Annotated in this window: 16 protein-coding genes and 4 pseudogenes; 10 read left to right on the top strand and 10 right to left on the bottom strand. The window is 72.1% G+C overall.

Features of this window, described 5'->3' with window-relative positions; all coding sequences use genetic code 11:
* Position 1 precedes the first annotated feature (1 nt).
* Positions 2–1060, bottom strand: coding sequence for a PucR family transcriptional regulator (locus tag OG780_RS12305; protein ID WP_328447541.1), 1059 nt, complete (start codon positions 1058–1060; stop codon positions 2–4).
* Positions 1061–1247: 187 nt separating this feature from the next.
* Between OG780_RS12305 and OG780_RS12300 the strand changes: the two are divergent.
* A pseudogene (locus OG780_RS12300) lies at positions 1248–1532 on the top strand (hypothetical protein); the annotation flags it as partial.
* Between the two features lie 53 nt (positions 1533–1585).
* On the opposite strand, the gene OG780_RS12295 reads toward OG780_RS12300, so the two are convergent.
* The 3 genes from OG780_RS12295 to OG780_RS12285 form a co-directional block, all read right to left on the bottom strand.
* Positions 1586–4924 (bottom strand): ATP-binding protein, encoded by a 3339-nt coding sequence (locus tag OG780_RS12295; RefSeq protein ID WP_328447537.1) that lies wholly within the window; start codon positions 4922–4924, stop codon positions 1586–1588.
* Between the two features lie 119 nt (positions 4925–5043).
* Positions 5044–8061: an FG-GAP repeat domain-containing protein gene (locus tag OG780_RS12290; RefSeq protein WP_328447535.1), complete on the bottom strand. Its 3018-nt coding sequence runs from the start codon at positions 8059–8061 to the stop codon at positions 5044–5046.
* Positions 8061–10619 (bottom strand): S8 family serine peptidase, encoded by a 2559-nt coding sequence (locus tag OG780_RS12285; RefSeq protein WP_328447533.1) that lies wholly within the window; start codon positions 10617–10619, stop codon positions 8061–8063. The genes OG780_RS12290 and OG780_RS12285 overlap by 1 nt, the downstream gene beginning before the upstream one ends.
* Before the next feature lie 347 nt (positions 10620–10966).
* Here OG780_RS12285 and OG780_RS12280 point away from each other — a divergent pair, with 347 nt between their 5' ends.
* The 5 genes from OG780_RS12280 to OG780_RS12260 all read left to right on the top strand — a co-directional run bounded on the left by OG780_RS12280 (position 10967) and on the right by OG780_RS12260 (position 14582).
* The gene (locus tag OG780_RS12280; RefSeq protein ID WP_328447531.1) at positions 10967–11332 is read left to right on the top strand and encodes a sortase-dependent protein; all 366 of its coding nucleotides are present in this window, start codon (positions 10967–10969) and stop codon (positions 11330–11332) included.
* Positions 11329–11961 (top strand): class F sortase, encoded by a 633-nt coding sequence (locus OG780_RS12275; protein WP_328447529.1) that lies wholly within the window; start codon positions 11329–11331, stop codon positions 11959–11961. The genes OG780_RS12280 and OG780_RS12275 overlap by 4 nt, the downstream gene beginning before the upstream one ends.
* 112 nt (positions 11962–12073) lie before the next feature.
* Entirely contained in the window at positions 12074–12565 is a 492-nt protein-coding gene (locus OG780_RS12270) for an RNA polymerase sigma factor (protein ID WP_328458074.1), read from the top strand.
* Entirely contained in the window at positions 12549–13049 is a 501-nt protein-coding gene (locus tag OG780_RS12265; RefSeq protein WP_328447527.1) for a hypothetical protein, read from the top strand. The genes OG780_RS12270 and OG780_RS12265 overlap by 17 nt, the downstream gene beginning before the upstream one ends.
* 168 nt (positions 13050–13217) lie before the next feature.
* Positions 13218–14582, top strand: a complete 1365-nt coding sequence (locus OG780_RS12260) for an FAD-dependent oxidoreductase (RefSeq protein ID WP_328447524.1) — start codon at positions 13218–13220, stop codon at positions 14580–14582.
* An 89-nt stretch (positions 14583–14671) separates the two neighbouring features.
* Here OG780_RS12260 and tnpA read toward each other — a convergent pair.
* A pseudogene (gene tnpA, locus OG780_RS12255) lies at positions 14672–15083 on the bottom strand (IS200/IS605 family transposase).
* Between the two features lie 76 nt (positions 15084–15159).
* Here tnpA and OG780_RS12250 point away from each other — a divergent pair.
* Positions 15160–16440 carry an RNA-guided endonuclease InsQ/TnpB family protein gene (locus OG780_RS12250; RefSeq protein WP_328447522.1) on the top strand — a complete coding sequence of 427 codons (1281 nt, stop codon included), beginning with the start codon at positions 15160–15162 and terminating at the stop codon, positions 16438–16440.
* A gap of 32 nt (positions 16441–16472) precedes the next feature.
* A pseudogene (locus OG780_RS12245) lies at positions 16473–16772 on the top strand (hypothetical protein); the annotation flags it as partial.
* On the opposite strand, the gene OG780_RS12240 reads toward OG780_RS12245, so the two are convergent.
* The 3 genes and pseudogenes from OG780_RS12240 to OG780_RS12230 form a co-directional block, all read right to left on the bottom strand.
* Entirely contained in the window at positions 16765–17961 is a 1197-nt protein-coding gene (locus OG780_RS12240; RefSeq protein WP_328447520.1) for a serine hydrolase domain-containing protein, read from the bottom strand. The pseudogene OG780_RS12245 and the gene OG780_RS12240 overlap by 8 nt on opposite strands.
* A 300-nt stretch (positions 17962–18261) precedes the next feature.
* Positions 18262–18945: a glycerophosphodiester phosphodiesterase gene (locus tag OG780_RS12235; protein ID WP_328447518.1), complete on the bottom strand. Its 684-nt coding sequence runs from the start codon at positions 18943–18945 to the stop codon at positions 18262–18264.
* 17 nt (positions 18946–18962) lie between these two features.
* Positions 18963–20111, bottom strand: a pseudogene (locus OG780_RS12230) (adenosine deaminase); the annotation flags it as partial.
* A 120-nt stretch (positions 20112–20231) separates the two neighbouring features.
* Here OG780_RS12230 and OG780_RS12225 point away from each other — a divergent pair.
* Positions 20232–21476, top strand: a complete 1245-nt coding sequence (locus OG780_RS12225; protein WP_328447516.1) for a hypothetical protein — start codon at positions 20232–20234, stop codon at positions 21474–21476.
* Between the two features lie 65 nt (positions 21477–21541).
* On the opposite strand, the gene OG780_RS12220 is transcribed toward OG780_RS12225, so the two are convergent.
* Together OG780_RS12220 and OG780_RS12215 are read right to left on the bottom strand one after the other, a co-directional pair.
* Entirely contained in the window at positions 21542–23137 is a 1596-nt protein-coding gene (locus tag OG780_RS12220; RefSeq protein WP_328458072.1) for an MFS transporter, read from the bottom strand.
* A 128-nt stretch (positions 23138–23265) separates the two neighbouring features.
* On the bottom strand, positions 23266–23847 hold the full coding sequence (locus OG780_RS12215; RefSeq protein WP_328447514.1) for an NADAR family protein: 582 nt from the start codon (positions 23845–23847) through the stop codon (positions 23266–23268).
* Between the two features lie 208 nt (positions 23848–24055).
* Between OG780_RS12215 and OG780_RS12210 the strand changes: the two genes are divergently transcribed.
* Positions 24056–25582: a gamma-aminobutyraldehyde dehydrogenase gene (locus OG780_RS12210; RefSeq protein ID WP_328447512.1), complete on the top strand. Its 1527-nt coding sequence runs from the start codon at positions 24056–24058 to the stop codon at positions 25580–25582.
* Positions 25583–25588: the final 6 nt, after the last annotated feature.

The raw sequence follows: 25588 nt of genomic DNA, 5'->3' as shown, positions 1-25588 counted from the left end.
GTCAGAGGTCCTGGGCCGGCCAGTCCAGCAGCCGTGCCCCGATCACCGCGGTCTGGAGCATGTAGCGGTGGGCCGGGTCGGCCGGGTTGGCGCCGGTGAGTTTGTGGATGCGTTCCAGGCGGTAGGTCAGGGCTCGCACGCTCAGGGTCAGGCGGCGGGCGGCTTCGGCGGCGACGCAGCCGCAGTCGAAGTACGCGGTGAGGGTGTCCAGGAGGGGCTGGGCGCCGCCGCGGCTTGTTCTGAGCGGTCCGAGGGCGTCGAGGACCAGGTCGGCCATGGCCTGGCGGTCGCGGGTGAGGACCGGGTAGACGAGCAGGTCCGCGGAGCGCAGGACCGGTTCGTCGAGGCCCAGGCGCTCGCCCAGTTCCAGGGCGTTGAGCGCCTCCTCGTAGGACTGGACGACGCCGCCGGGGCCCGGCTGAGGGCGGCCGATGGCGACGCGTCCGCCGTCGCTGGCGGCATGAGCCTGCTGGGCGAAGCAGGTGAGGATCTCGTCCTGGTGGCCGGGGGCGACGCACAGCAGTCGCCCGTCCTTGGTGGTGATCAGGATGTTGCGGTCGCCGAAGCGGCCGATGAGCGCGTGCTCGACCTGTCGGGGCACCGCGTCGCCCTCGTCGTAGGCGGCCGGGCCCTCGGCGACGGCGACCGCGTGCGCGTGGGACAGACGCAGGCCGAAGCGCTCGGCGCGCTCGGCGAGACGGCCCAGGTCGCTGCGGCCGTACAGGAGATCGTCGATGAACTCCCGGCGCGCGGCCTCTTCTTGTCGGACGGCCTGGCGCTGCGCGCGTTCGTAGCCCTCGGCGAAGGCGTCTATCGCCTGCTGCACGGCGCCGAGCACGATGTCGATGGAGCCGGGTGAGTGGGGCCAGGCGGAGCGCGCGGCGGTCAGGTGCTCGCTGACCAGGGTGCGCAGTCCGTGTCCGGCCTCCGCCGCCTGCTCACCCAGGGCGCGCCGGGACTCGATCTCCACGCGGGTGAGGCGCCGGCCGGTGGCCGAGACGTCGGCCAGGATCTCGGCGTAGCCGTGCAGATAGTGCACGGGGTTCTCCCGGTCGGTCACGTCGTCTCCCGAATCCTGAGCGTCGGTGACGGAATCTCAGCGGCTCACCGGCATGCAGACCCTAGTGAACGTTGCCGGGAATCGGCAATGCGCCTAAGCGCCCCGGCCGTGCACCATGACGTGCGGGGAGCACTGCGAACGGCTCTGGTGCCGGGCACCGGCAGATGGTGCCCGGCCCGGGGCCTGGATTCCGTACGTCGCGACCATGGCACCCATCACCGGCGACCTGGTCCACACCATGGGCGGCGACGGCGACCACGTCATGTGGTGGGCCCTCGCCCTCGGAGCCGACCTGGGCGGCAACGCCACCGCGATCGGCGCCTCCGCCGACGTCGTCGTCCTCGGCATCGCCGAACGCAACCGCCGGCCCATCACCTTCTGGCAGTTCACCAGGTACGGCCTGATCGTCACCGCCGTGACCGTGGCGATCTCCCTCGGTCACGTGTGGCTGCGCTACTTCGCCCTCGCCTGACGAGGGTTACCTGAGCTCTGGGGGCGGCGGACTCGCGGCGACGGAACCGATGTTCACGGTTCGCGCAGCAGGTCCCGGGCCCGGGCCAGCCGGCGGGTTCCGGCCGGGTAGGGCAGCGCCCGGGCCAGCGACTCGGCCCGCGTCAGTTCCTTCGTGCCCTCCCGCGCCGGGGCGAGCCGCGACAGCGAGGTCCCGAGGACGATCCGTGCCTCCACCTCGGTGAGGCGTTCCCCGGTTCGCTCGGCCCGGGCCGCCTCGGCGCGCGCGAGCCGCAGGGCGGCCTCGGTCCGCCCCGACAGGAGTTCCGCCCAGGCCACCAGGACCGGCGCGTCCTCGGTGTGACCGTCCAGGGCACGCAGCGCCTGGTCCGGGCGGCCGGTGCGCAGGGCGAGTTCGGCGCGCGCCGTGCGCACCTCGTGCTCCGCCTGCCGGTCCCCGAACTCGGCGGCGACCGCCTCCGCTCGGTCCAGCAGGGGCAGCGCCTCCCGCGCCGCGCCCGCGAAGACCCGTACGCGGGCCAGGGTCGCGAGGGCGTACGGAAGGCACCAGGCGTCGTACGCCTCCGCGCCCGCCACGGCTTGCTCGGCGAGGGCGAGGGCCGGCTCGGGCTCCTCGAGCAGCAGCCGCAGTTCCGCGAGGTTCCCGCGCTCGAACGCGGCGGCGGTCGGATCGCCGGACCGTTCGGCCAGGCCGAGCGCGCGGGTCCCGATCTCGACGGCCTCGCGCAGTCTTCCCGCCCGCCGCGCGTTCTCACGCAGCATCGACAGGACCGAGCCGAGGAGCGTCGGATCGCCGTAGGCCTCGGCCGGCGCCAGCGCCTGGTCGCCCGCTTCGCGTGCCTGGTCGAAGCGGCCGGCGAGCCCGAGGTTGGCGGCCTGCATCGCGAAGGCGCGGGCCACCAGCCTCAGGCCGGAGGCTCCCGGCACGTTCCGCGCCGCGGTCAGGGACTGCCGGGCGGCCTCGGCCCCGGCCGCGTACCGGCCCTGGACGCAGCGGACCACGGACAGGGCGAGGAAGTGAGCGGCGGCCGGTTCCGGCCCGGTGTCCGCGGTCACCGGGTGCTCCCGCAGCGTGCGGCGGGCGGAAGCCGGGGCGCTCGTCCTGACCAGGGTCTCGGCGAGCAGGGCCGAGGTGAGGACCGCGTCGTCGTGGTCCTCGCGCCGCTCGAACTCCGCCAGGGAGAGCCGCAGGGCCTCGGCCGCCTGCTCGAAGTGGCCCATTCTCCGCAGGACATGGGCGTGCGCGAGCCGGGCGCGGGCCGCGTCGACGTCCAGCCGGGCCACCAGGTCGCGGTAGTAGCGGTCGGCGGTGTCGTTCGCGTACAGGGCCGCGGCCCGCTCCGCCGCGCGGCGCAGGTATTCGGCCGCGCGCGGATCGTCGGCGCGGGCGAAGTGGGAGGCCAGGGTGTCGACGGCATCGGGACGGCGCCGCCGGACCGCCTGCGCGAACGCGGCGTGCAGTTGCCGGCGGCGGACGGCCGCGAGCTGTTCGTAGCAGGTCAGCCGGACCAGGGGATGGCGGAAGGCCACCCCTTCCTCGGACCGCCCGGCCACCACGACGGACCGTTCCTCGACGAGCGAGGCGGCGATGGCCTGTTCCAGGGCGTCGGCCGCCGCGGCGCCTGCCACCGGAGGGTGCAGCCCGTGTTCGGCGACATCGAGCAGTTCGGACAACGCGGTGTCGCCGCCCGCCACGGAGAGGGCCTCGACGACGCGGCGCGCGTCCGCGTCGAGCCGTACGAGCCGGTCGGCCACCAGCCCCCGTACACCTTCGGGGGCGAGGCCTCCGCCGTTCTCGTCGGCCGGGCCATGAGCGAGTTCGAGGGCGAACAGCGGGTTTCCGAGGGAGAGTTCCCACACCCTCAGGGCCCGGTCGTCCCGTGACATGTCCGTGGCCGCGTCGCGTACGACGGCCAGGCACGCCTCCTTGTCGAGCCGGCCCAGTTCCTCGCGCACGGACAGGCCCTGACGCAGCAACGACGCCACGATCGAGCGGCGCGGGTCACCGTCGGGGAGTTCTTCCTCGCGATACGTCACCAGGAACCGCAGCGCCGTCCCCCGCTCCGCGGACCGGCGGGCCAGATGGCCGAGCAACTGGTACGAGCCGGTGTCGGCGGCGTGCAGATCGTCCAGGACCATCAGCACCGGGCGCACCGCGGCCAGGTCGCCGAGCAGTGCCGCGCTCGCCCGGAACAGCCGGTCCCGTTCCTCCTCGGGACTGCGCTCGCCGGTCGCTCCCACCTGCCCCAGCGACGGCAGGAACGAGGCCAGTTCGGGATATTCGGTGCCGACCCGGGCGCGTTCGGCCGCGCTGTGCTCGGCGAGCCATCCCTCCAGAGCCTCCGCGAAAGCCCCGTACGGTGTGTGCCCCTCCGCGTCCCGGCCGCCGCCCCACAGCACAGCGGTACCGGCCGAGGTGGCCCGCCGTGCCACCTCGCCGACCAGACGGGTCTTGCCCACGCCCGCCTCGCCGGTGAGGAGCGTGACCGGCGGGCCGTCCGCCGAGAGGAGCCGTTCGAGCACGGCGTCGCGGCCCCGCAGCACGGGCGTGCCGCGGCCGGTCCGCAACGGGGCGGGGAGCAGGGGGGTGGCGGGGACGGGGGCGGGGGCCGCGGCCAGGGCGAGCCGGTGCAGCCGCTCCGTCTCCGGCCCCGGCCGCACGCCGAGTTCGGTGTCGAGCGTGTCGCGGCACACGTGGTACTGGTGCACGGCTCGCCGGCGCAGCCCCTGGCGCAGCCAGGCGTCGATGAGGAAGCGGTGGGCCAGTTCCTCGGCGGGGCTGGCGGCGAGGACCTGCTCGGCGAAGGCGGCCGCGTCGGCCGGGGCACCCCGTTCCAGGTGCTCGCCGGCGAGCCGGAGCAGCAGTTGTTCGCGCAGCAGCGTGAGCCGGGCGCGCCGGTCGTCGGCCCAGCGCGCGTAGCGGTCCTCCGGGAGCATCTCACCGGTGAACCGTTCGAGGGCGCCGGTCAGTTCACCGATCCCGCCGTCGGCGAGGGCCGCGCGGGCCGATGCCTCGGCCTCGTCGGCGTCGATCCACACGGTCGCGGGGTCGAGGTGGAGGAGCCCTCCGTCGGAGACGAGGTACGAGGAGGAGGCGCGCGGGGCGAGTTCGGGTTCGAGGGCGTGGCGCGCGGCGTGCAGGGCGACCCGCAGACTGCCCGCGGCGGCCTGCGGATCGGCGTCGGGCCAGCAGACGGCCATCGCCTGTTCGCGGTGCAGGCGGTGCGCGGGCGACACGGCGAGGAGTTTCACCAGGGCCTGGGCGCTGGGCCGGGGCCATCGTTCGGCGAGTGCGGGGCCGCCGTCCCGGGTGGCCCGAAAGCCGTTGAAAAGGTGCAGCCGGAGCAGAGGGGCGGACGGGGCCGTGCGGTGGGGCGGCTGCTGCGGACTCATCAGGGCGTCACTGTAGCCGAGCGTGCCGAGGACCCCCCGGGCGTGTGCCCGGGGGGTCCTCGGCCGAGCCGGCCGGCTCGGATCGGGTCAGGTCGGCTCAGGCCGGGTCGGGTACGTGCTCAGGAGAGCTTGTACGTGGTGACCTGGTGGATGGCGTTGTTCGGCAGGTAGTAGCGGCCGCCGAACTCCTCGGCCATCCGGTCGACGCCGTTGTAGTCGCCCGTGAGCGAGAGCGCCTCGTCGACCCCGTCGCCGTCCAGGTCGGCGGCGAGGTAGTCGCGCGCACCCATGAGGGTCGCGCTTCCGACGCCGTTCGCCCAGGTGTCGGCGGACTCGAAGATGCTCGGGTCCCACAGGTACAGCCCGCCCTCGACACCGGCGACCAGCAGCTTGCGGCCGCCGGGACCGGTCAGGAAGCCGCCGCCGTAGGACTGCGGCAGCACCCCGGCCTTGGAGTCCACGCCGTCGGCCTCGTACCGCCGGAAGGAGGCCGTGCCTCCCTCGTACAGCACGCCGTTGTCGGTGAAGTAGCTGAAGTGCGTCCACAGGCCGCCCGCGTAGCCGGAGTGCAGCACCTCACCGGTGCGGCCGTCGCGGATCTCGAAGTAGTTCCGCGGGCTGAGGGATTCGGCACCGTTGATCTCGACCGGGGCGGTGACGTTCCACTGGTAGACGACCGCGTGTCCGTCCGCGTACGGGATGTCCCCGGACGCGAGGATGCCGTCGTTCGGGGTGGCGGTGCGGACGCCGCCGACCGCCTCCGCCGGGGCCTTCGGCGCCACGTCCCAGCGGACCTCGCCGTTCCTGGCGTCGAGCGCGACGGCGTCGGTCACCGCGTCGGTCCGCTGGTACGCGTCGAGACTGGCGTAGGCCGCGTAGACCCTGCCGTCGTTCACGGACGGGTCGGTGAAGCGCACGTCGCCGGCGCTCTTGGGCGCGCTGTACGTCCACAGCGCGTGGCCGTCGCCGTAGTAGGCGCGCAGGGCGTCGGTCGGGACGAGGATGTCGAGCTCGCCGTCGCCGTTCAGATCGGCCAGCTCGGCCGAGCGCACGTACTGGCCCGCGCCGCCCTCGATGGTGGCGAGCGTCTTGCCGGTCCTGCCGTCGAGGACGACCACGGCGGTGTCGGCCGCGACGACGATCTCCGGCTTGCCGTCGCCGTCGACGTCACCGGTCTCGATGTCGTGCACCGCGCCGGGCACGGTGGCCTGCCACAGCTTCTCGGGCTTGCCGCTCACCAGGGACGGACCCGAGTAGGCCCACACGCCGTCGGACGAGCCGGCCATGACGACGTCCTTCTTGCCGTCCTTGTCCAGGTCGGTGGCCTCGGCGTAGGCGATGTCGCCCATCAGCGGCGTCACGTCCTCGGCCTTGCCACTGCCCAGCTTGAACGTGCGGATGTTCTCCGCCTGGTCGACGACCCGCACGTGCGTGCCCCGGTCGTCGCTGAAGACGTCCTGGTACATCGGGGCGGCGGCGATGCCCCTCTGCTGCCACTTGATGTCGCCCTTGGCGGAGTAGACCGTCAAGGACGCGTACCGCCCGCCGCCGGGGTTGTTCGCCCCGTTGATCTCGCGGTCGTCCTGGGCGGAGGTGACCAGCCTGCCGTCGGCCACCTGCAGCCGCCAGACGCTCGCCGCGTCCTTGCTGTTGTCGGCGTCGCGCTTGACCGTGCTCGACCACAGCAGCGTGTCCGGGGCGGTGCCGTCGAGCACCCGCACGGTGCTGGCGTTGACCCAGTAGTCCTCGTCGAGGGAGGACTCGGCGACCGCGTACTCGTCGCCGTCCTTCGCGGTGAGGTCACCGACCGTCAGCGCGGTGGGCAGGACGTTGTCCCGGGTCTCCAGCGTGGCGCGGTGACCGGTCTTCAGATCGTAGGAGGCGACCTCGTAGCGCACGGCGTCTGTGGCGTCCTGCTGCTCCAGCGCGACGATCCGCTTGCGGCCCGCGTCCAGGCGCAGCTGACGGCCGTAGAGCATGCTGTCGGTCTGCCAGTCCACCGAGCCGTCCGCCGTGTCGAGCACGAGGGTGCGGCCGCGCGCGTCGACACCGGTGGCCTTGGCCAGGTTCCAGGTGAGGGCGACCTTGCCCTTGCCCAGGTCCTGGATGTCGCCCCAGTTGGCCTTGCGGGCCTCCCCGGTGTCGTACGTCCAGGTCCGCGCCGGGGTCAGCACGCCGTCCGCGGAGGAGAAGCGGATGCCGGTCAGGGTCGCCGTGGCGGCGGCCGGGACCTTGGAGTCGCCGCTCATCCGCGGCGCGTCGGCGACCAGCAGGGTGCCGTCGACGATCTTGACCATGGACGCGCGGTTGTACAGCTTCGACCACATGGTCCTGCCGGTCCTGCCGTCGAGGACCGTGACGAACGTGCCCGTGGTCAGCGACGAGCCCGGCGAGGTGAACGGACGCGGGTACGGCGTCGTGCCGACCTGCGCCGAGAAGACCACGTCCGGGACGCCGTCGCCGGTCAGGTCTCCGGTGGAGTACCCGTTGTCCGAGTTGGCGGAGAACGGCGAGACGGCGTTGTAGCCCATCAGGATCTGCGCCGGGTACGGCTCGGCCCGCCAGACCTGGGTCGGCTTGACCTGCCAGTCCGTGTAGAAGGAGCTGCTGGTGCGCGCCCACACTTCACTGCCGTCGGCCGTGTGCCGCTGCACATAACCCATGCTGTTGACGGTGAAGTAGTCGCCGTTCTTGCCGACGGGCACGGTCGCGCCCATACCGCGCACGCCTTCCAGCGTGGAGGCACCGGTGAGCGTGACCTTGGTGGTCGGGTCGACGTCGGCGGAGGCGCCGTCGAGCTGGGAGCCGCTGCCGCTGCCGGTGTCCGTGCCGGAGCCGGAGCCGCTGTCGGTGTCCGTGCCGGAGCCGGAGCCGCTGTCGGTTCCCGTGCCGGTGCCGTCGTCGGCGGGCTTCGGGGCGTCGTCGGACTTCGGGCTGACCGTGCTCGTGCCGGTGGCGTCGGCGTACGGGTCGAGGCCGACGTGGGCGGCCAGCGTCTCGGCCTCGGCGCTGGTCAGCTTCATGGCCGAACCGCTGTCGTCGGCGGCCAGGGCCTGCGGGCTCGCGCTCAGGCACAGGCCCGCCGCGACCAGGGCGGAGGCGAGCCGCAGGGCCCGCCGGGACTGGGGGGCTCTCATCACTTGGCTCCCTGAGCGAAGCGGACGGCGGTGCCGTCGGCGATCACGGACTGGTTGTAGGAGTACTGGAGGGCGTCGGTGCCGGACTGGTTCGCGATGCCGACGGTGGCGCCCGCGCCCTTGTCGGCGACCGACTGGTACTGGACGGTCACGGCGCCGGTCGCCTCGTCGAAGACGACCTCGAAGGAGGAGCGTCCCGAAGTGCCGTTGGCGTAGGCGGCGTTGTTCCAGACGACGGCGAACGTGCGGTTGCCCTTGGTGCCGGTCGTGGTGGTCTGCACCGACGACTTCTTGTCGAGGGTGAGGTCGTCCCACAGCGGGGCGATGATGCCCTTGACGCTGTTCGCACCGGTCGTCGGCAGCGCGGTGTTGCTGTAGTCGCCGACGCGCGAGGACAGGAAGTCGACCAGGCCGTCGGTGGTGACGGAGGCGGAGGAGTACGAGACGCCGTACAGGCTCACCGGGAAGGGCAGCGAGACGCTCGCCGAGTCCTCGTCACCGGTCAGCGGGACCTTCTTGGAGCCGGCGATCCAGGAGTACGCGGCCGGGGCGCAGCTGTTGCCGGAGCTGTCGGTGCGGGCCGGGACCCGGACGTCCTTGACCAGGTCCGCGGAGGCGACGGTGGCGGTGCCGGTGTAGACGCCGTTGCACAGGACCGGCGCCGCGGGCTTCACCGTCAGGCCGTAGGTGCCCTCGGCGACCTTCGCGAAGCTGTATCTGCCCTTGGCGTCGGTGGTGACGGCGGCGACCGGGGAGCCGGTCAACTCGACCGTGGCGCCCGCGAGCGCCTTTCCGGTGACGTCGAGCACGGTGCCGCCGACCTCGTGCGAGGCCACCGCGGTCAGCGCGATGTCCTGGGTGAGGGCCTGGTTCTCGGCGACCGTGACGCCGCCGGCCGAGCCGGTCGCGTAGCCGTAACCGCTGTATGCGAAGGCGTACGTGCCGGCCGGCAGGGCGATCCTGTACGTGCCGTCGGCGGCGGTGGTGACCGTGCGGACGTCGCCGCCGGTACCGGTGGCCGAGACGGTGATGTTGGCGAGGGCCGCGCCGGTCGCCCTGTCGGTGGCCTTGCCGGTGACGGTGGCCGCGGTGTGCGGGGCCAGGTCCACGGAGGCGAGGATGTCGAGCTTGCCCTCGCCCCACACGTTGTTCATGCCGGTGGTGCCGCCGCAGTGGGTGTCGTCGACGTCGCGCGCGCCCTCGTTGAGCAGCGCACGGGTCTCGTCGATCTTGCCGATCAGCGAGGGGGCCGCCGACCACAGCAGCGCGACGGCGCCCGCGACGTGCGGTGTCGCCATCGACGTACCGGATATGGAGTTGTACGACGAACCGGGCCACGTGGACCGGACGTTGACGCCCGGCGCCGAGATGTTCGGCTTCATCGAGCCGTCGACCAGCGAGGGGCCGAAGCCGGAGAAGGAGGCGATCGTGCCGGTGGAGTCGTAGGCGCCGACGCCGTAGGACGGGGCCTGCGAGCCGGGGGCGTGCGCGGTGGAACAGGTCTTGCCGTCACCGTCGTTGCCGGCCGCGAACGCCTCGAAGATGCCGGCGGCGTTCCAGGCCTCGACGATGTCCTGGTAGAACGTCGTGTCGCCGCCGCCCCAGGAGTTGTTGACGATGTTCGGCGCGAGGTCCGGGCGAGGGTTCTGGCCGTTGTGGTCGGTCGGCGCGAGGATCCACTGTCCGGCCGCGAGCAGCGACGCGTCCGAGCAGGAGGACGACTCGCAGCCCTTGGCGGCTATCCACTTGGCGTTCGGCGCGACACCGATGCCGTTCCTGCCGACCATCGTGCCCATCGTGTGGGTGCCGTGGCCGTTGTTGTCGCAGGGGACGCCGCCGGTGCCGCACTGGCCCGTCGGGTCGTACCAGTTGTAGTCGTGCGTGAAGGAGCCGTCGCCGTTGTTGCCGCGGTACTGGGCGACGAGGTCCGGGTGGTTGTACTGCACGCCCGAGTCGACGTTGGCGATGACGATGCCCTCGCCGCGGTCGTCGTACTGCTTCCACACGTCGTCGGCGTCGATGTCGGCGACGCCCCACTCGGGGGTGTCGTCACCGCTCGCCGAGGAGTCCGTGCGCGACTTGGTGATCTTGCTGTCGGCCGTCTCGACGCTGTCGAGCCTGTAGTGCTGATCCTTGACGATCGACGCGACGTCCGAACGCCTCGCCAGCTCGTTCACGAGGTCCTGGTCACCGGTGACCTGGACCGCGTTCGCGATCCAGTAGTCCTGGTGGCCGATCTTCTTCTTGTCCAGGAAGGACGTGAGGGAGGCCTGGCTGTCGGCGGCGTTCGCGCGCAGCTCCTTGAAGGCGGCCCCGGCCCTCGCGGCGTGCGTCTTCTGCTTCTCGGCGCCGGACAGGTCCGCATGGTCCTTCAGGACGACGAAGAACGTCGCGTCACCGCCCTTGGCCACGGCGGTGGTGAGCGTGGAGTCGACCTCGGCCGACGGGGCGGTGCCGGCGGCGAGCGCGGGTGTCGACGCGGTCAGCAGGGCGGTCGCGGTGAAGGCGGCCGCCGCCCAGACGGCGCGTCTGCGCCGGGGCGGTTGGGGCAGGTGCATCTGGGGTGCTCCTCCAGGAACGGTACGGGGGAGCTCGGACGCTAGGCAGACGCCGTTACTCGGGCATTACCGGGTTCGGCCCGGCCGTACAACTGCCCGCTTTCCAGGGCGAACCAGGCCGCGTACGCCCATACGGTCACGTCAACACCGCGGATGAACGGCGGAGATCGACACCGGGACAGGGTCGGACAGCCGCCGGAGCAGCCGAGTTCCCGCACGGCGCGGCCGCCGCACAGTGGCTTTGCCGTCTCTTTACAACCCCGTCCGCCGCCGGCTCGTCTCTCCGCTCGATCCGTAACCGGCCCGCCGTTCCGACGGGCCGTCGGACCGACGAAAGAGAGCGATCCATGCGCCGAACCGTCTTCAGTGCCACGGCACTCGCGTGCACCGCCGTACTGGTGGGCACGGTGCCCGCGTTCGCCGACGGAACCTCCCCGAGCCCCAGGACCCGTCCGAGCGTCACCGCCGCGCCGGCCTCGGCGAGCCCCACCGCGACCCGGAAGCCCTCCGCCGCCCCCAGCCCCGTACCGACGCGGGCGCCGGCCTCCCGTCAGGTCTCCGTCCGGCCGGGCGGAGCGCCCGACACCGGTGTGGCGACGACCGCGACGCCGTCCTCGGTCCCGGGCGCGCTCGTCGGCGGGGGCGCCGCCGCCGTGTTCGCCGCGGGCGCGGCCGTCCTCGTCGTACGCCGTCGGCGGGCGACCGGGGCATGACGCCTGTCTCCAGGCGCGCGTTCGTCACCGCGGCCGCGGCCGCGCTGCTCGTGGGCTGCGGCGGCCACCCGGCCGCCCGGCCCGCGCGGCCCGGCGGCACACCCGCGACCGCACGGTCCGGCGACGGCTCCACGGCCTCGCGGCCCGCCGCGAAGCCGGCGCGTGCGATGGCGCGTTCGGTGCCGGTCGGGCTGCGGATACCGGCCATCGGGGTCGACACCCCGCTGATCCGGCTCGGACTGGCCCCGGACGGCAGCGTGCAGGTGCCCCCGATCGCGGCACACGACCGGGCCGGCTGGTACCGGCACTCGCCGACGCCCGGCCAGAAGGGCCCGTCGGTGATCCTCGGTCATGTCACGGTCGGCTCGTACGGCGACGGCGTCTTCCGTCACCTCGCGCGGCTGCGCCACGGCGACCGGATCGTGGTGCGCCTGGAGAACGGCGGGTCGGCCGAGTTCACCGTCGGCGACGTCCGTACGGTCGCCAAGGCCGACTTCCCGGCCGACGCGGTCTACGGCGACGTGGACCGCCCGGAACTGCGGCTCATCACCTGCGGAGGTCCCCGCTCCGGAAGCGTTTACCGCGACAACGTGATCGTGTTCGCGGCGCTCACCTCCGTGAGCCCCTGACCCCCGACCGGCTGCTCGACGGGGCGCCGGGAAGGAGGATCCTGGGCCGCCGGACCGTACCCCCGCGGCCCGGGATCCGTCCCTCCCGGCACCGTCACGACCATGGAGAATGTTGAAAGGGTCCCGTGAGAAGGCGGCGTCCGAGCTGTTCGCCGCCCTCTATCCGCGCCTCGCCGGCTGGTGCCGCCGTCTCGTCGACGACGACGGGACGGCCCACGAGATCGCCTCGGAGGCGTTCACCCGGCTCTGGTCCCGCTGGACCTCCGTGGCCGAGCCACGGGGGTTCCTCTACGTCACGGCGGCCAACCTCGTCCGGGACCACTGGCGCAAGCTGGAGCGGGAACGCAGGGCGATGCGCCGGGCCACCGCCGAGGCCGTCGTCGGCCCGCCCAACGAGCAGGCCGATCCGTCCGTACGTCTGCTCGTGCAGTCGCTGCCCGAACGGCTGCGCGTCCCGATCCTGCTGCACTACTACGCTGACATGCCGATCCGGGAGGTGGCCGCGCTGACCGGGCGCAAGGAAGGAACGATCAAGGCCGATCTCCACGCGGCCCGTGAAACGCTCCGCGCCCACCTGAGGAGAAGTCTTGATCACACACTCTGACGACGGTCCGGACCCCGGCCCCGACGACCCGCTCGCCGTCATCATGCGGCCCCCGTCCGAGTACCTCTCTCCACCGCCCGGCCGTTACGAGGCGATCCGCCGGGGCGCGGCCCGGCGCCGGCTGCTGCGCGCCGCGGCCGGGGCCGCGGCGGCGTGTGCCGTCGGCGCCCTCGTCGCGCTGCCGCTCCGGTCGGCCGCCCCCGAGTCACCCGTGTCCCCGGTGGTCCCGCTGGCCCCGCCGCCCGCGAGCAGCCCGTCGGCCGAGCCCACTCCGTCGTCGTCGCCCGGGCGCGTCAGTCCCCGTCCCCGTGTGAGCGGCCCGTCCCACCGGACGTCCGCGCCCGCTCCCACGGCCCGGACGACCGGTGCACCCTCCCTCACCCGCACTCCGTCGGCGACCCGGACCTCCGAGCCCGCGACCGCCGGACCGTCCGCGGTCCGTACCCGGGTCGTTCCCACACCGTCCAGGGGGGCCCGGCAGTAGGGGTGCGAAGGGTGTGCTCTACCGTGCGAGTGCCACTCATAAAGCGACCCTTCAGTACCCATAAGTCAGCCTTATGAGGTCATAGCCCGGACCCGCCTACTGACTTAGGTTTGCCTCAGTTTAGGCTTCCCTTCGAGTCCCCCGCCCCTGCTCGAAGGGAACCTGATCATGCCTCGCCCTCTGCGGGTAGCCATTGTCGGAGCCGGCCCCGCCGGAATCTACGCCGCCGACGCGCTGCTGAAATCCGCAGTGGCCGTCGAGCCCGGTGTCTCCATCGACCTGTTCGAGCGGATGCCTGCCCCGTTCGGTCTCATCCGTTACGGCGTCGCCCCCGATCACCCCCGGATCAAGGGCATCATCACGGCCCTGCACCAGGTGCTCGACAAGCCGCAGATCCGCCTCTTCGGCAACGTCGACTACCCCCGCGACATCGATCTGGACGATCTGCGCGCCTTCTACGACGCGGTGATCTTCTCCACGGGCGCGACGGCCGACCGGGCCCTCGACATCCCCGGCGTCGACCTCGACGGCTCCTACGGCGCGGCCGACTTCGTCTCCTGGTACGACGGTCACCCGGACGTCCCGCGCACCTGGCCGCTGGAGGCCGAGAAGGTCGCCGTCCTCGGTGTCGGCAACGTCGCCCTCGACGTGGCCCGCGTCCTGGCCAAGACCGCGGACGAGCTGCTGCCCACCGAGATCCCGCCGAACGTCCACGAGGGCCTCAAGGCCAACAAGGCGCTCGAGGTCCACGTGTTCGGCCGCCGTGGTCCGGCGCAGGCGAAGTTCAGCCCGATGGAGCTGCGCGAGCTGGACCACTCGCCGAACATCGAGGTCATCGTCGACCCCGAGGACATCGACTACGACGAGGGTTCGATCGCCACCCGGCGCGGCAACAAGCAGTCCGACATGGTCGCCAAGACCCTGGAGAACTGGGCCATCCGCGACGCGGGCGACCGCCCGCACAAGCTGTTCCTGCACTTCTTCGAGTCGCCGACCGAGATCCTCGGCGAGAACGGCGAGGTCGTCGGCCTGCGCACCGAGCGCACCGCCCTCGACGGCACCGGGAACGTCAAGGGCACCGGCGAGTTCAAGGACTGGGACGTCACCGCGGTCTACCGCGCGGTGGGCTACCTCTCCGACAGCCTGCCCAAGCTGCCCTGGGACGTCGACTCGGGCACGGTGCCGGACGCGGCCGGCCGGGTGCTGGAGGACACGGGCGAGCACCTGTCGTCCACCTACGTCACCGGCTGGATCCGGCGCGGTCCCATCGGTCTGATCGGTCACACCAAGGGCGACGCCAACGAGACGGTCGCGAGCCTGCTCGACGACCACGCCAACGGCCGTCTGCTCACGCCCGCTTCGCCCGAACCGGAGGCCGTCGACGCCTTCCTCGGCGAGCGGGACGTCCGCTTCACCACGTGGGAGGGCTGGTACCGGCTCGACGCCGCCGAGAAGGCGCTGGGCGAGCCGCAGGGCCGCGAGCGCGTGAAGCTCGTCGAGCGCGAGGACATGCTGCGGGAGAGCGGCGCCTGAGTCACCGGGCCCCGGGCGGGGCAGTTTTGAACACGTTCAAGTCGGGGCGTACGCCCCCGGTATGAGCGACAGAGCTGCCCTGCCGCCGTTTACGACGGGGGCGCGGGTCTGTGCTGTCTGTCTCGGCTCGTAGGGGGCTGCTGGTTCTCGATGTACTGCCGTACGACGGTCAGCGGTGCTCTGCCGCGTGAGCTGGCGAAGTAGGAGCCGGACCGGAAGTGCCCGCACCACAAGTATCTGCGGACGTGGCTGTCGTGGTCCCGGCGCAGGCGGCGGGAGGAGACGTCCTTGAGGCTGTTGGCCGGCTTGGAGAGCTGCACCTTCGGCGGGTGGTGCACGAGCAGGTGACGGGGTCCTGCCCGCCGTTGAACTGCTTCGGCTCGGCCTCGAAGTCGGTGCAGACCTCGCGCATGACTTCCTCGCAGCGGGTCGGCATGGCGTCGGTGAACGCATTCCGCCGGTACTTGGTGACAAAACCAAATGGACGGTCAGTTTGTGGATGACGTGACGGCCGGTGTGCGCATCAAGGTTCGGGTTTCAGTGTGGTGACATAACCCAATACTCTACAGTTTCGTCCATGGGTGATCGCGGCTTGGAGACGCGGCAGTTTGGGCACCGCGCCCGGCTTGCACTGTCTCCTGCCCTGGCGCTCAAGGCTGACGACCAGGCGCACGCGGCTCGCACGATGTGGAATCTCCTGCACGCCTGGTGGCAAATGATGCCGAAGGAGAAGCGGACTCTGGCGAACGCGGACGCGGCGATCCGCCAGGCCCGCAAGGAGATCGATTTCCTCGCCGTCCTTCCCGCGCAGGCCGCGCAGGCGGTGTTGAAGTCGTATTTCCAGGCGTGGAAGAACTGCTGGGCCGGCCGGTCGGACGCCCCGAACTTTAAGGCCCGTTTCCGCAGCACCCTGACCGTGGATGTGCCGCAGGGCCGGGACCTGAACATCACCCGCGTGCACCGCCGGTGGGGCATGGCCAATCTGCCGAAGATCGGTCGCGTCCGCTTCCGCTGGACCAAAGACCTCCCCGTCGGCAAGCGTGCCAGTGCAGAGAACCGGATCACCGGTGCACGCCTGGTCAAGGACGCGCTCGGCTGGCACATCGCGTTCCGCGTCCAGACCCTCGAAAACACGCCGGAAACCCACCAGGGGCCGGAGATCGGCATCGACGTCGGAATCACCGTGCCCCTCGCCCTCTCCGACGGAGAGACTTACGGGCACGGCGAGTGGCTGACCAACCGGGAACAGGCCAAACTCCTGGGCCTGGAACAGCGCTCAGCACAGTGCAAGAAGCACCGCAAGCCCGGTGAACGCACCTCCCGCCGACTGCACCACACCTACGACCAGATCGCAGGACTGCGCGCGAAAGCCAAGCGCCGGGCCACGGACTGGCAGCACAAGACCACCACCGACATCGCCCGCACGTACAGCGTCGCGGTGGTGGAGGCATTGCAGATCACGAACATGGTCAAGTCCGCCAGAGGAACCATCGAAGAGCCGGGGAAGAACGTCGCCCAGAAATCCGGGCTGAACCGCTCCATCAGCGGAGAGGCGTGGGGCCGCACGGTCACCATGCTGACGTACAAGACCGCCCGCCAGGGCGGCACCCTGGCCAAGGTCCCCGCCCCGGGCACCTCCCGACGATGCTCCGCGTGCGGCTTCACCACCCCCGGCAGCCGGGAGACCCAGGCACTGTTCGTGTGCAAGAACCCTGACTGCGGATGGTCCGGCAACGCCGACCACAACGCGGCCCAGAACATCCTGCACCTGTACCGGATGGGCCACGCGCTCGTCCCGGCTGCCGGGAGGGCAGTCGTCAGGCGTGCACCGCGCGTCAAGCCCGCCACCGCAAGGTAGGCGGGAATCTCCCTGCTTTAACTGGGAGAGCACTTCAAGGAACGGACTGGCTGGCGTTCGCGCATCTGGTGATCGCGGTCGCGTTCTACGGTCCCTATCGCGATCCGGTCCGCAACATCTGGGTCGTCGAGTTCGGGATGATCGCCTGTGCCGGCATCGTCCCGCTGGCCCTGATCTGCGGACCGATCCGCGGAATCCCGTTCTGGTGGACGGTCATCGACATGTCCTTCGGGATCTTCGGGGTGATCCCGCTGTACGTCGTCCGGCAGAAGATCAAGCGCCTGGAGGCGCTCGCCCCGGACCGGACGACCGCCCCGGCCCTGGCTACCTGACCGCTCCGGCAATCGCTGCCAGGGCGCTCCGGTCCCGCTGCTTGAGCGCGGCCAGGGCGATCCGCTGGGCGACCGGGTTCATCGACTCGCCCTTGGCGTCGGTGGAGTTGACCGAGTACACGAGGGTGCGGGACAGGTCCCGGGTGGCCGCGACCGCGGTGCTGTAGCCGTACCGGGCGCCCGACTTGAGCCAGTACACCGTGCCCCCGTACTCGAAGCGCTGGAGTCCGGCGCTCATGTCGGCGCCCTTGATGCCCGGGGGCACGGTGAACATCTCCTCCAACTGCCGTGCCGGGACGAGGTCTCCCTTGAACAGGCGCGTGATCAGCCGCTCCAGGTCCGCCGTCGTGGAGATCATGTCGCCGGCCGCCCAGCGGTCCGCCTGGTTCCAGTCGGTGACATCCACGAACGTCGTCGTGCCGTCGGGTCGCCGCACCGCCTGGTAGCCGTGGTTGTGTGGCCCGCGGATGCGCGGGTCGGTGCCGGGGAAGTAGGTGTGGCGCATCCCGGCCGGCCCGAGGATCCGCCGGGCCGCCTCGTGCGCGTACGGGTGACCGGTCACCTTCTCGATCAGCAGGCCGAGGATCGTGTAGTTGATGTTCAGGTAGTCCTGCCGGGTACCCGGCGTGAACTCCGGTCCCTTCGCCACTGCGGAGGCCACGACCTCGCGCGGTGTGAGGCTGTCGAAGCGGTGCGCGTACGCGTCCTCGAAGGCGTCGCCGAAGCCGTCACCGGACTGGATGCCACTCGTGTGGTTGAGCAACTGTCGTACGGTGATGGGCTCGAAGGCCGGCGGCAGCAGCCCGGGGAGGTACTTCTGCACGGGCGTCCCCAGCCCGACCCTGCCCTCGGCCGCGAGCTGGAGGACGACCGCCGCCGTGACGACCTTCGTGGTGGAACCGGCGCGGAAGCGGGCGTCCGGATCGGCCGCGCGTCCGCTCTGCAGGTCGTGCACCCCGGCGCTGCCGCGCCACGTGCCGTCGCTGCCGCCGACCCGTACGAGTGCCGCCGTTGCGTCCGCGTCCGGGAGTCCGGCCAGCGCGGCGCGCAGCGCGTCGGCGTCGGGCCCGGCGGCCGTCCGCGCCGAAGCCGCGGCGGGGGAGGCGAACGCCGGAGCGCCCAGCGGTCCGGCCGCGAGACCGAGAGCGAGGGCGGCTGCCAGGACAACTGCTGGGCGGCGTACGGGCATTGAGTGCTCCTGAGGATGGTGGGCCGGAAGTGGACACCGCTCATCCTCCGGCCGGGCGCGACCCTCCGGATCCTCACCAGGCAGGGTGCCGCCCCCTGCATCCGGGCCGGGGTCGCCCCTAAGGGACGACCGCGACGACCCCGACCCCCGCGTGCCGCGCGACCGCCGCGCCGCGCGCAGGACTTCGGCCGCGGCTTCGGTGGGCGCACCCACCGCGCCCGGTCCGCCGACCGGTTTCGGTGGGTGCACCCACCGCATCCGGTGCGCCGCCTGCCGCCTGCCGCCTGCCGCCTGCCCGGCTTAGTCCTTGCGCAGGGCGGTGAGCGCGTCGACGCGGTTGGTCGTGATCGAGTCGACCCCCGCGTCGAGCAGGCGGCGCATGGACCGGCGGGTGTCCGGGGTCCACACGGAGAGCAGGTGGCCGTCGCGGTGGACGCGGGCCGCCAGGTCGCGGTTCACCAGGGGGAAGCGGTAGTTGAGCCAGCGCGGGCGTACGACGTCGAGCAGGCCCGGACGCGGCGGGGCCAGGCTCGTCCAGGTCAGCGCGATCTCCGCGGACGCGTCGGCGGCCCGCACCGCGAGCATGGCGGGGGCTCCGGCGCAGTAGTACACCCGCTCCTCGGCCCCGCACGCCCGCACCACGTCCACGACCTCGCGCGCGACCCCCACATCCACCTGTCCCGGCAGATCGACCATGACCCGGCTGTCGCCGGTCGCCCCGAGGGCCTGCGCCAACGTGGGCACACCGCCGGCCGTGAGTCCGCGCACCTCGTCGCCGGAGAGCGAGCTCAGCGGCCGGTCGTGTCCCCACAGACGCTTGAGCGTCGCGTCGTGCAGCAGGACGGGTACGCGGTCGCGCGTCAGCCGTACGTCGATCTCGACGGCGTCCGCGCCCCGGTGGAGCGCGGAACGCAGCGAGTCGATCGTGTTCTCACGGGCGCGATAGGGGTCGCCGCGGTGGGCGACTGCGGTCACGGTGCGCATGGGGCCATTGTGCTGGGTCAGAGCGCGAGCCAGGTGGCGGCGTACGTGTCGATCTCCGCGGCGAGTTCGGCCTTCTCCGCCTCGCCGAGGAACGAGGCGCGCACCGCGTTCTTGGCGAGCTCCGCGACACCCGGCTCGTCGAGGCCGAGGAGGCGGGCGGTGACCGCGTACTCGGTGTTGAGGTCGGTACCGAACATCGGCGGGTCGTCGGAGTTGACGGTGACCGTGACACCCGCCGCCACGAACTCCTTGACGGGGTGCTCGTCCAGGGTACGGACGGCGCGGGTGGCGATGTTCGAGGTCGGGCAGACCTCCAGCGCGATGCCGTGCTCGGCGAGATGGGCGAGCAGCCTCGGGTCCCGCGCCGAACTCGTGCCGTGGCCGATGCGCTCGGCGCCGAGGAGGTTCAGCGCGTCCCAGACCGTCTCCGGGCCCGTCGTCTCACCGGCGTGCGGCACCGACCGCAGTCCCGCCGCGCGGGCACGGTCGAAGTACGGCTTGAACTGGGGCCTCGGTACGCCGATCTCGGGGCCGCCGAGTCCGAAGGAGACGAGCCCCTCCGGCCGCAGCCGGTCGTCGGTCGCGAGCCGGACGGTCTCCTCGGCGGCCTCCAGGCCGGCCTCGCCCGGGATGTCGAAGCACCAGCGCAGGACGACACCCAGCTCGGCCTCGGCGGCCTTGCGGGCGTCCTCGATCGCGTCCATGAAGGCGCGCTCGTCGATTCCGCGCCGTGTGGAGGACCACGGAGTGATCGTCAGCTCGGCGTAGCGCACCTGCTGGCGGGCCATGTCGCGGGCGACCTCGTACGTCAGCAGCCGTACGTCCTCGGGCGTGCGGACGAGGTCGACGACGGACAGGTACACGTCGATGAAGTGGGCGAAGTCCGTGAACGTGAAGTAGTCCGCGAGCGCCTCGGGGTCGGTCGGCACCCGGGAGTCGGGGTGGCGGGCGGCGAGCTCGGAGACGATGCGCGGGGAGGCGGAGCCGACGTGGTGGACGTGCAGTTCGGCCTTGGGCAGCCCGGCGATGAAGGCGTGCAGGTCGCGGGCGTCGTCGCGTGCGGTGATGTGCTCGGTCAACGGGTTCCTCCCCGGAACGGCGTCCCTGGGCCGTGTTCGGCCGGACGCGGGTGATCGGCTGATCGACGGTTCGGGATCATCGTAGGCGGCCGCCCCGTCCGGGCCCGGTGCACCCCGCGGGGGACGAGAGGGCCGTCGTACGACCGAGGTCCGGGGAGCGGCTTGGGCCGTAGCATGACGGAACGTACGAGAGAGGGGACCTCGCGCATGTCCGACGACGCCCAGAGGCCGACCGCCCCACGCGACGCGGGTGCGTGGGCTCCGCCGGGCGGGGCGAACCCGATGTCCGCGCGCGGCGGGTCACCCGAGCGGAGCGGATCGTCCGGGACGGGCACCGGTCCCGGTTCCGGTCCGGATTCCGGTCCCGCGGAGGACGCGATACCCGAGGCGGGTCGCGCGTCCGCCGCCGGTCCGGATCACGGGACACCCGCCGTCGGCCCGGCTCGTGCGAGGCCCGCGGCCGACCCCGACCGGACGGCCTTCGCGTCGGACGGCGGACCGGACGACGGTCGGGACGGACGTCAGGACGGCGACTCGGACAGTGACCGGGGCGGTGGCCCGGACGGCGGCCGGGACGGTGATCCGGGCTCCGGGCACGGGCCGGCCGCGCGGTGGGTGGACAGCGCGTTCGACGGCGGGCCGGGACACGCGGCGCCCCCGGCGGGCGGCGCGTTCGGTGAGGCGCCCGGGGGTTCCGTTCCCGCCCAGGGCGCCGCGCCCTTCGCCGTCCCCGCCCCCGACGCCCGGATCTCCCTCGGGAAACGCGAGGCCGACCGGGAATCCGAGTTCAACCCCTGGACCCCGCCCGAGGAACTCGCCTCGCCCGGGCCGGCCGCGCGGGGGAGTGCCGCGCCTCCTCCGGCGTACGGGCTTCCGGCGATCACCTCGCTGCCCGGCACGCCCGTCCCGCCCGGACCCGGACACCTCGGCGGCCCCGCCTGGGACAACCCCTTCGCGCCGCCGACCGCCCGCACCCCCTACCCGCAGCCCTTTCCCGGCGAGCCCGTCCCTCCGCCACCGGTCGCCCCCGGAGGTCCCGGCCTCCCGTACGGCTACGGCTACCCGCAGTACCCCGGCGCTCCCGCGGGTGCCGTTCATCCGGGAGTACCGGGTTACGGCTGGCCCGTGGCGGGGCCCATGCCGAGCAACGGGCTGGGGACCGCCGGGCTCGTGCTGGGCATCATCGCGGCGGTCCTGTTCGTCGTGTGGCCGCTGGCGATCGTGCTGGGCGTCCTCGCCGTGATCTTCGGACTGATCGGCGGGGCCAAGGCCCGCCGCGGCGAGGCCACGAACCCCGGGCAGGCGCTGGCCGGGGTCATCTGCGGAGCCGTCGGACTCGTTCTCGCCGTCGGCGTGTTCGTCCTGATCATCGTGTTCGCCGCGGACGACGGCGGCAGCGGTGAGGCGGGTGGCGACGACGGCTTCTCCACGTCCCTGGTGACACAGCGCTGACGGCCCGCGTGACACACCGGTGACGACCCGCGCCCGGCACATCCGTGGAGGGTCCGACGGCGCTGTCAGCCGGCCGGCGGGGGTTCCTCCGGCTCCGTCGTGCCCCCTCGGCCGCCGGGGTGGCGCAGGGCGCAGACGAACGCGACGGCGAGCGCGATCGCCATGCCGTAGAAGACCCGCTGGTTGGCCTCGGCGAAGTCCGTCCGCACGCTGCTCATCACCTCCCGCATCGTCGACGCGGTGACGCCGGTGCCCGTCGGCTGCCGTGCGTCGGAGTTGCCCGTGACCGCCTGGGTGATGTCGGCGGCCACGCTGTGGGCCTCGGCCGACGACAGGCCGTGGGACCGGAGCGTCGAGACGACCTTGTCCGTCATCGTGTGTGTCAGGACGGTCCCGAAGACGGCGAGCCCGACACTGGCCGCGTAGTTGCGGACGGTCTGGGTGATGCCGGTGACCTCGCCGTAGGAGGCTCCGATGGACCGGTTGACGGCGTCGGTGGACGCGGGCGCCAGGAGGAAGCCGATCCCGGCTCCCGCGAGGGCGACGTAGGGCCACTGGTCGTGCATGGACAGGTCGGTCAGCTTGCCGGCCCAGAGGTAGAACCCGACCGCGCCCACGATGGTGCCGATCTTCATGGGCCGCCGTGCGCCCTGTCTGTCCAGCATGCGGCCGCCCCACTGGGAGGCGATCGCGAAACCCGCGAAGAAGTACAGAAGGTAGAGCGCGGCCTGGTCGGGCGAGGCGCTGAGGGAGACCTGCGCGTACACCGAGGCGAAGAAGAACACCGGGACGAAGGCCAGCATGGCGAAGAAGAGCACCAGGGAGTCCGCGGTGAACGCCTTGTCCCGGAAGACCGCCAGGTTGACCAGAGGGTGGCGCCGGTCCCGCTCGTAGCGCCAGAAGAGGATCAGGACGACGAGGCCGCCCGCGATGCAGCCCCAGGTCGCCACGCTGTCCCAGCCCCAGGCCGCCGCCTGCTGGAATCCGAGCACGCTCAGGCCCATGCCCACCGCGATGAGCAGGGCCCCGACGCCGTCCAGCGACTCGTCGCGCCGGCGGTCGGGAATGCGCGCCAGCACGGTCAGGACGAGCGCCACGACGGCGACGGGCACGTTGACCCAGAAGATCGCCCGCCAGGTCCACGACGTGAGCCAGCCGCCCAGCAGCGGGCCGATGGCCGTCAGCGCTCCCGACAGTCCGAAGAACAGCGCCAGGGCCCGGCCGCGCCGCTGCACCGGGAACACGGCCACGACCACGGCGAGTGCCGCGGGGAAGAGGAGAGCGGCCCCCAGGCCCTGGGTCGCCCTGAAGACGATCAGCCAGGTCTGGGCGAGGTCTCCCTCGGGCACACAGCCGCACAGCACCGACGAGATGACGAACACCAGGGTGCCTACGACGACGACACGACGTGGCCCGAGCAGGTCGGCCAGCCGCCCGCCCAGGGCGAAGAACGCGGCCAGCGACAGCAGGTAGGCGTTCACCACCCACTGCATCCCGGACGCGGACAGCCCCAGCTCGCGGACGATGTCCGGCGCCGCGATGGAGACGATCGTCTGGTCGATGAACGTCATCGACACCGCGAAGAGCATCGCCGTCAGTGCCAGTGACTGGCGCGGGACGCGGGGTGCGGTGGACGCGATGTCGTTCTGCTCTGCGTACATGCCACTCACACGCACAGTTTTGGCCGGTCGGGACACCACCGCATCCGGGGACCGCCACCCCCGGGGCGGCCACTCCGGCATCCGCGGACCGCCACCCCGCATCTGGAGGCGTCGATTCCGGCCTGTTCCTAGGTGCCCGCCTCCGTGGGCGCGTCCCCCGCGCGCAGCCGCTCGCGTGCCTCCATCAGGGCGAAGCCCAGCAGGTTCTCGCCCGGCCAGCGGCGGGGGTCGAAGGCGCCGTCGTCGTTCGCGGCGAGTCCGATGCCCCAGACCCGGTCCACGGGACTCGCCTCGACCAGCACGCGCCCGCCCGTGCCCAGCAGGAACGCCCGCAGGCCGGGATGGGCGGCGAACTTGTGGACGCTGCCCTCGACGACGATCCCGAACCGCTCGCGCTCCCACACGGCGTTGTCGAAGTCGCGCACCAGCCGCCCGGCCTTCTTGGCGAGCGCGGGGTTCGGAGCCTCGATCGCCTGCCGCTCGGCCTCGGCGTCGCCGAAGAGGCGCGCCTTGGAGGCCATCATCCAGTGCTCCGCCGTCGCGTAGACGACCCCTTCGACCACGAAGGGCGACGGCCACCACTGGCTGAGACAGCTAGACCCCAGCCGGCCGTCGGCCTGCGGGCGGTGCCCCCAGAAGTGCAGGTACTTCACCGGCGTCCCCGACTGAACCGCACCGACCAGTGCTTCCCGTGTATCGATCTTCCCCATGCACGCCACTGTGGCACGCACCACTGACACACCGTCCCGCCTTTTCCGGGAGGACTCGACACCTGGTCGAAGGATTCCGTCGCGTAACCAAAAGGCAACAACGGAATCACTTGTTGGAGTCCCTTTGCTCTGTCAGGATCGGCACTCAAATCGAGCTGGAGCTACGCCCACCCCCGTCCCGACGGGGAGGACGGCGGAGGAGAGCGACATGCACAATCCGGGCCATCGCTTCCAGGCGCAGGACCGCCTAGCGGACGGCGCGCAGTACATCGGAGGCCGCCTCACCCAGGGCACCTCCGGCCGTACGCACGCGGTCGTGAACCCTGCCACCGGCGAAGAGGTGTACACGTACGAGCTGGCGAGCACCGCCGACGTGGACGCGGCGGTCGCGGCCGCCTGCGCGGCGTTCCCCGGCTGGGCGGCCACCACCCCCGGGGAGCGGTCCGACGCGCTGCACCGCTTCGCCGCCGTGCTCGCCGAGCGGGCCGAGGAGTTCGCCCGGGCCGAGTCGCTCCAGTGCGGAAAGCCCCTCAAGCTGACCCGGGAGTTCGACGTCCCGGGAACCATCGACAACACCGCGTTCTTCGCGGGCACCGCCCGGCATCTGCAGGGCCAGTCGGCCGGTGAGTACTCCGGCGACCACACCTCGTACGTACGCCGCGAGCCCATCGGGGTCGTCGGTTCCATCGCACCCTGGAACTACCCGCTCCAGATGGCCGCCTGGAAGATCCTCCCGGCGATCGCGGCGGGCAACACGATCGTGCTGAAGCCCGCCGAGCTGACCCCGCTGACCTCCCTGCTGTTCGCCGAGGCGGCCACCCACGCGGGCATCCCGGACGGCGTGATCAACATCGTCACGGGCCTGGGCAAGGAGGCAGGCGAGCATCTCGTCGGGCACCCCGACGTCGCCATGACCTCCTTCACCGGGTCGACCGCCGTCGGCAAGCGCGTCGCGGAGATCGCCACCTCGACCGTCAAGCGTCTCCACCTGGAGCTCGGCGGCAAGGCCCCCTTCCTCGTCTTCGACGACGCGGATCTGGAGGCCGCCGTGCACGGCGCGGTCGCCGGTTCGCTCATCAACACCGGCCAGGACTGCACGGCCGCCACGCGCGCGTACGTGCAACGACCCCTCTACGACGCGTTCGTGGAGCGGACAGGCGCCCTGATGGCGAGCGTCCGCGTGGGCGATCCCTTCGCGCCCGGCACCGACCTCGGCCCGCTGATCTCGCACGCGCAGCGTGACCGCGTCGCCGGATTCGTCGACCGGGCCCGCGGCTACGCGCGCGTGGTCACCGGCGGGGAGGCCCCACAGGGGGAGCTCAAGAGCGGTGCGTACTATGCGCCCACGCTCGTCGTCGACGCCGCGCAGGACAGCGAGATCGTGCAGGCCGAGATCTTCGGACCCGTGCTCGTGGTGCTGCCCTTCGACACCGACGACGAGGGCATCGCGCTGGCCAACGACACCCCGTACGGACTGGCCGCCTCCGCCTGGAGCCGCGACGTCTACCGGGCCAACCGCGCGACCCGCGAGATCAAGGCCGGGTGCGTGTGGGTCAACGATCACATTCCGATCATCAGCGAGATGCCGCACGGCGGTTACAAGGCCTCCGGCTTCGGCAAGGACATGTCCGTCTACTCCTTCGAGGAGTACACGCAGGTCAAGCACGTCATGTTCGACAACACCGCGGTCGCCAGGAAGGACTGGCACCGCACGGTCTTCGGGGACCGGCCGTAGCCCCAC

Origin of the sequence: Streptomyces sp. NBC_00386 (assembly GCF_036063235.1) — a bacterium.
GTDB lineage: Bacteria > Actinomycetota > Actinomycetes > Streptomycetales > Streptomycetaceae > Streptomyces.
This window is presented reverse-complemented; position numbering and strand designations above follow the sequence as displayed.

Coding starts and splice junctions, on each gene's coding strand:
- OG780_RS12260 (WP_328447524.1), top strand. CDS start 13,218: ATGCCTCGCCCTCTGCGGGTAGCCATTGTCGGAGCCGGCCCCGCCGGA.
- OG780_RS12210 (WP_328447512.1), top strand. CDS start 24,056: ATGCACAATCCGGGCCATCGCTTCCAGGCGCAGGACCGCCTAGCGGAC.
- OG780_RS12290 (WP_328447535.1), bottom strand. CDS start 8,061: ATGAGAGCCCCCCAGTCCCGGCGGGCCCTGCGGCTCGCCTCCGCCCTG.
- OG780_RS12285 (WP_328447533.1), bottom strand. CDS start 10,619: ATGCACCTGCCCCAACCGCCCCGGCGCAGACGCGCCGTCTGGGCGGCG.
- OG780_RS12215 (WP_328447514.1), bottom strand. CDS start 23,847: ATGGGGAAGATCGATACACGGGAAGCACTGGTCGGTGCGGTTCAGTCG.
- OG780_RS12280 (WP_328447531.1), top strand. CDS start 10,967: ATGCGCCGAACCGTCTTCAGTGCCACGGCACTCGCGTGCACCGCCGTA.
- OG780_RS12220 (WP_328458072.1), bottom strand. CDS start 23,137: ATGTACGCAGAGCAGAACGACATCGCGTCCACCGCACCCCGCGTCCCG.
- OG780_RS12250 (WP_328447522.1), top strand. CDS start 15,160: ATGGGTGATCGCGGCTTGGAGACGCGGCAGTTTGGGCACCGCGCCCGG.
- OG780_RS12275 (WP_328447529.1), top strand. CDS start 11,329: ATGACGCCTGTCTCCAGGCGCGCGTTCGTCACCGCGGCCGCGGCCGCG.
- OG780_RS12240 (WP_328447520.1), bottom strand. CDS start 17,961: ATGCCCGTACGCCGCCCAGCAGTTGTCCTGGCAGCCGCCCTCGCTCTC.
- OG780_RS12225 (WP_328447516.1), top strand. CDS start 20,232: ATGTCCGACGACGCCCAGAGGCCGACCGCCCCACGCGACGCGGGTGCG.
- OG780_RS12235 (WP_328447518.1), bottom strand. CDS start 18,945: ATGCGCACCGTGACCGCAGTCGCCCACCGCGGCGACCCCTATCGCGCC.
- OG780_RS12295 (WP_328447537.1), bottom strand. CDS start 4,924: ATGAGTCCGCAGCAGCCGCCCCACCGCACGGCCCCGTCCGCCCCTCTG.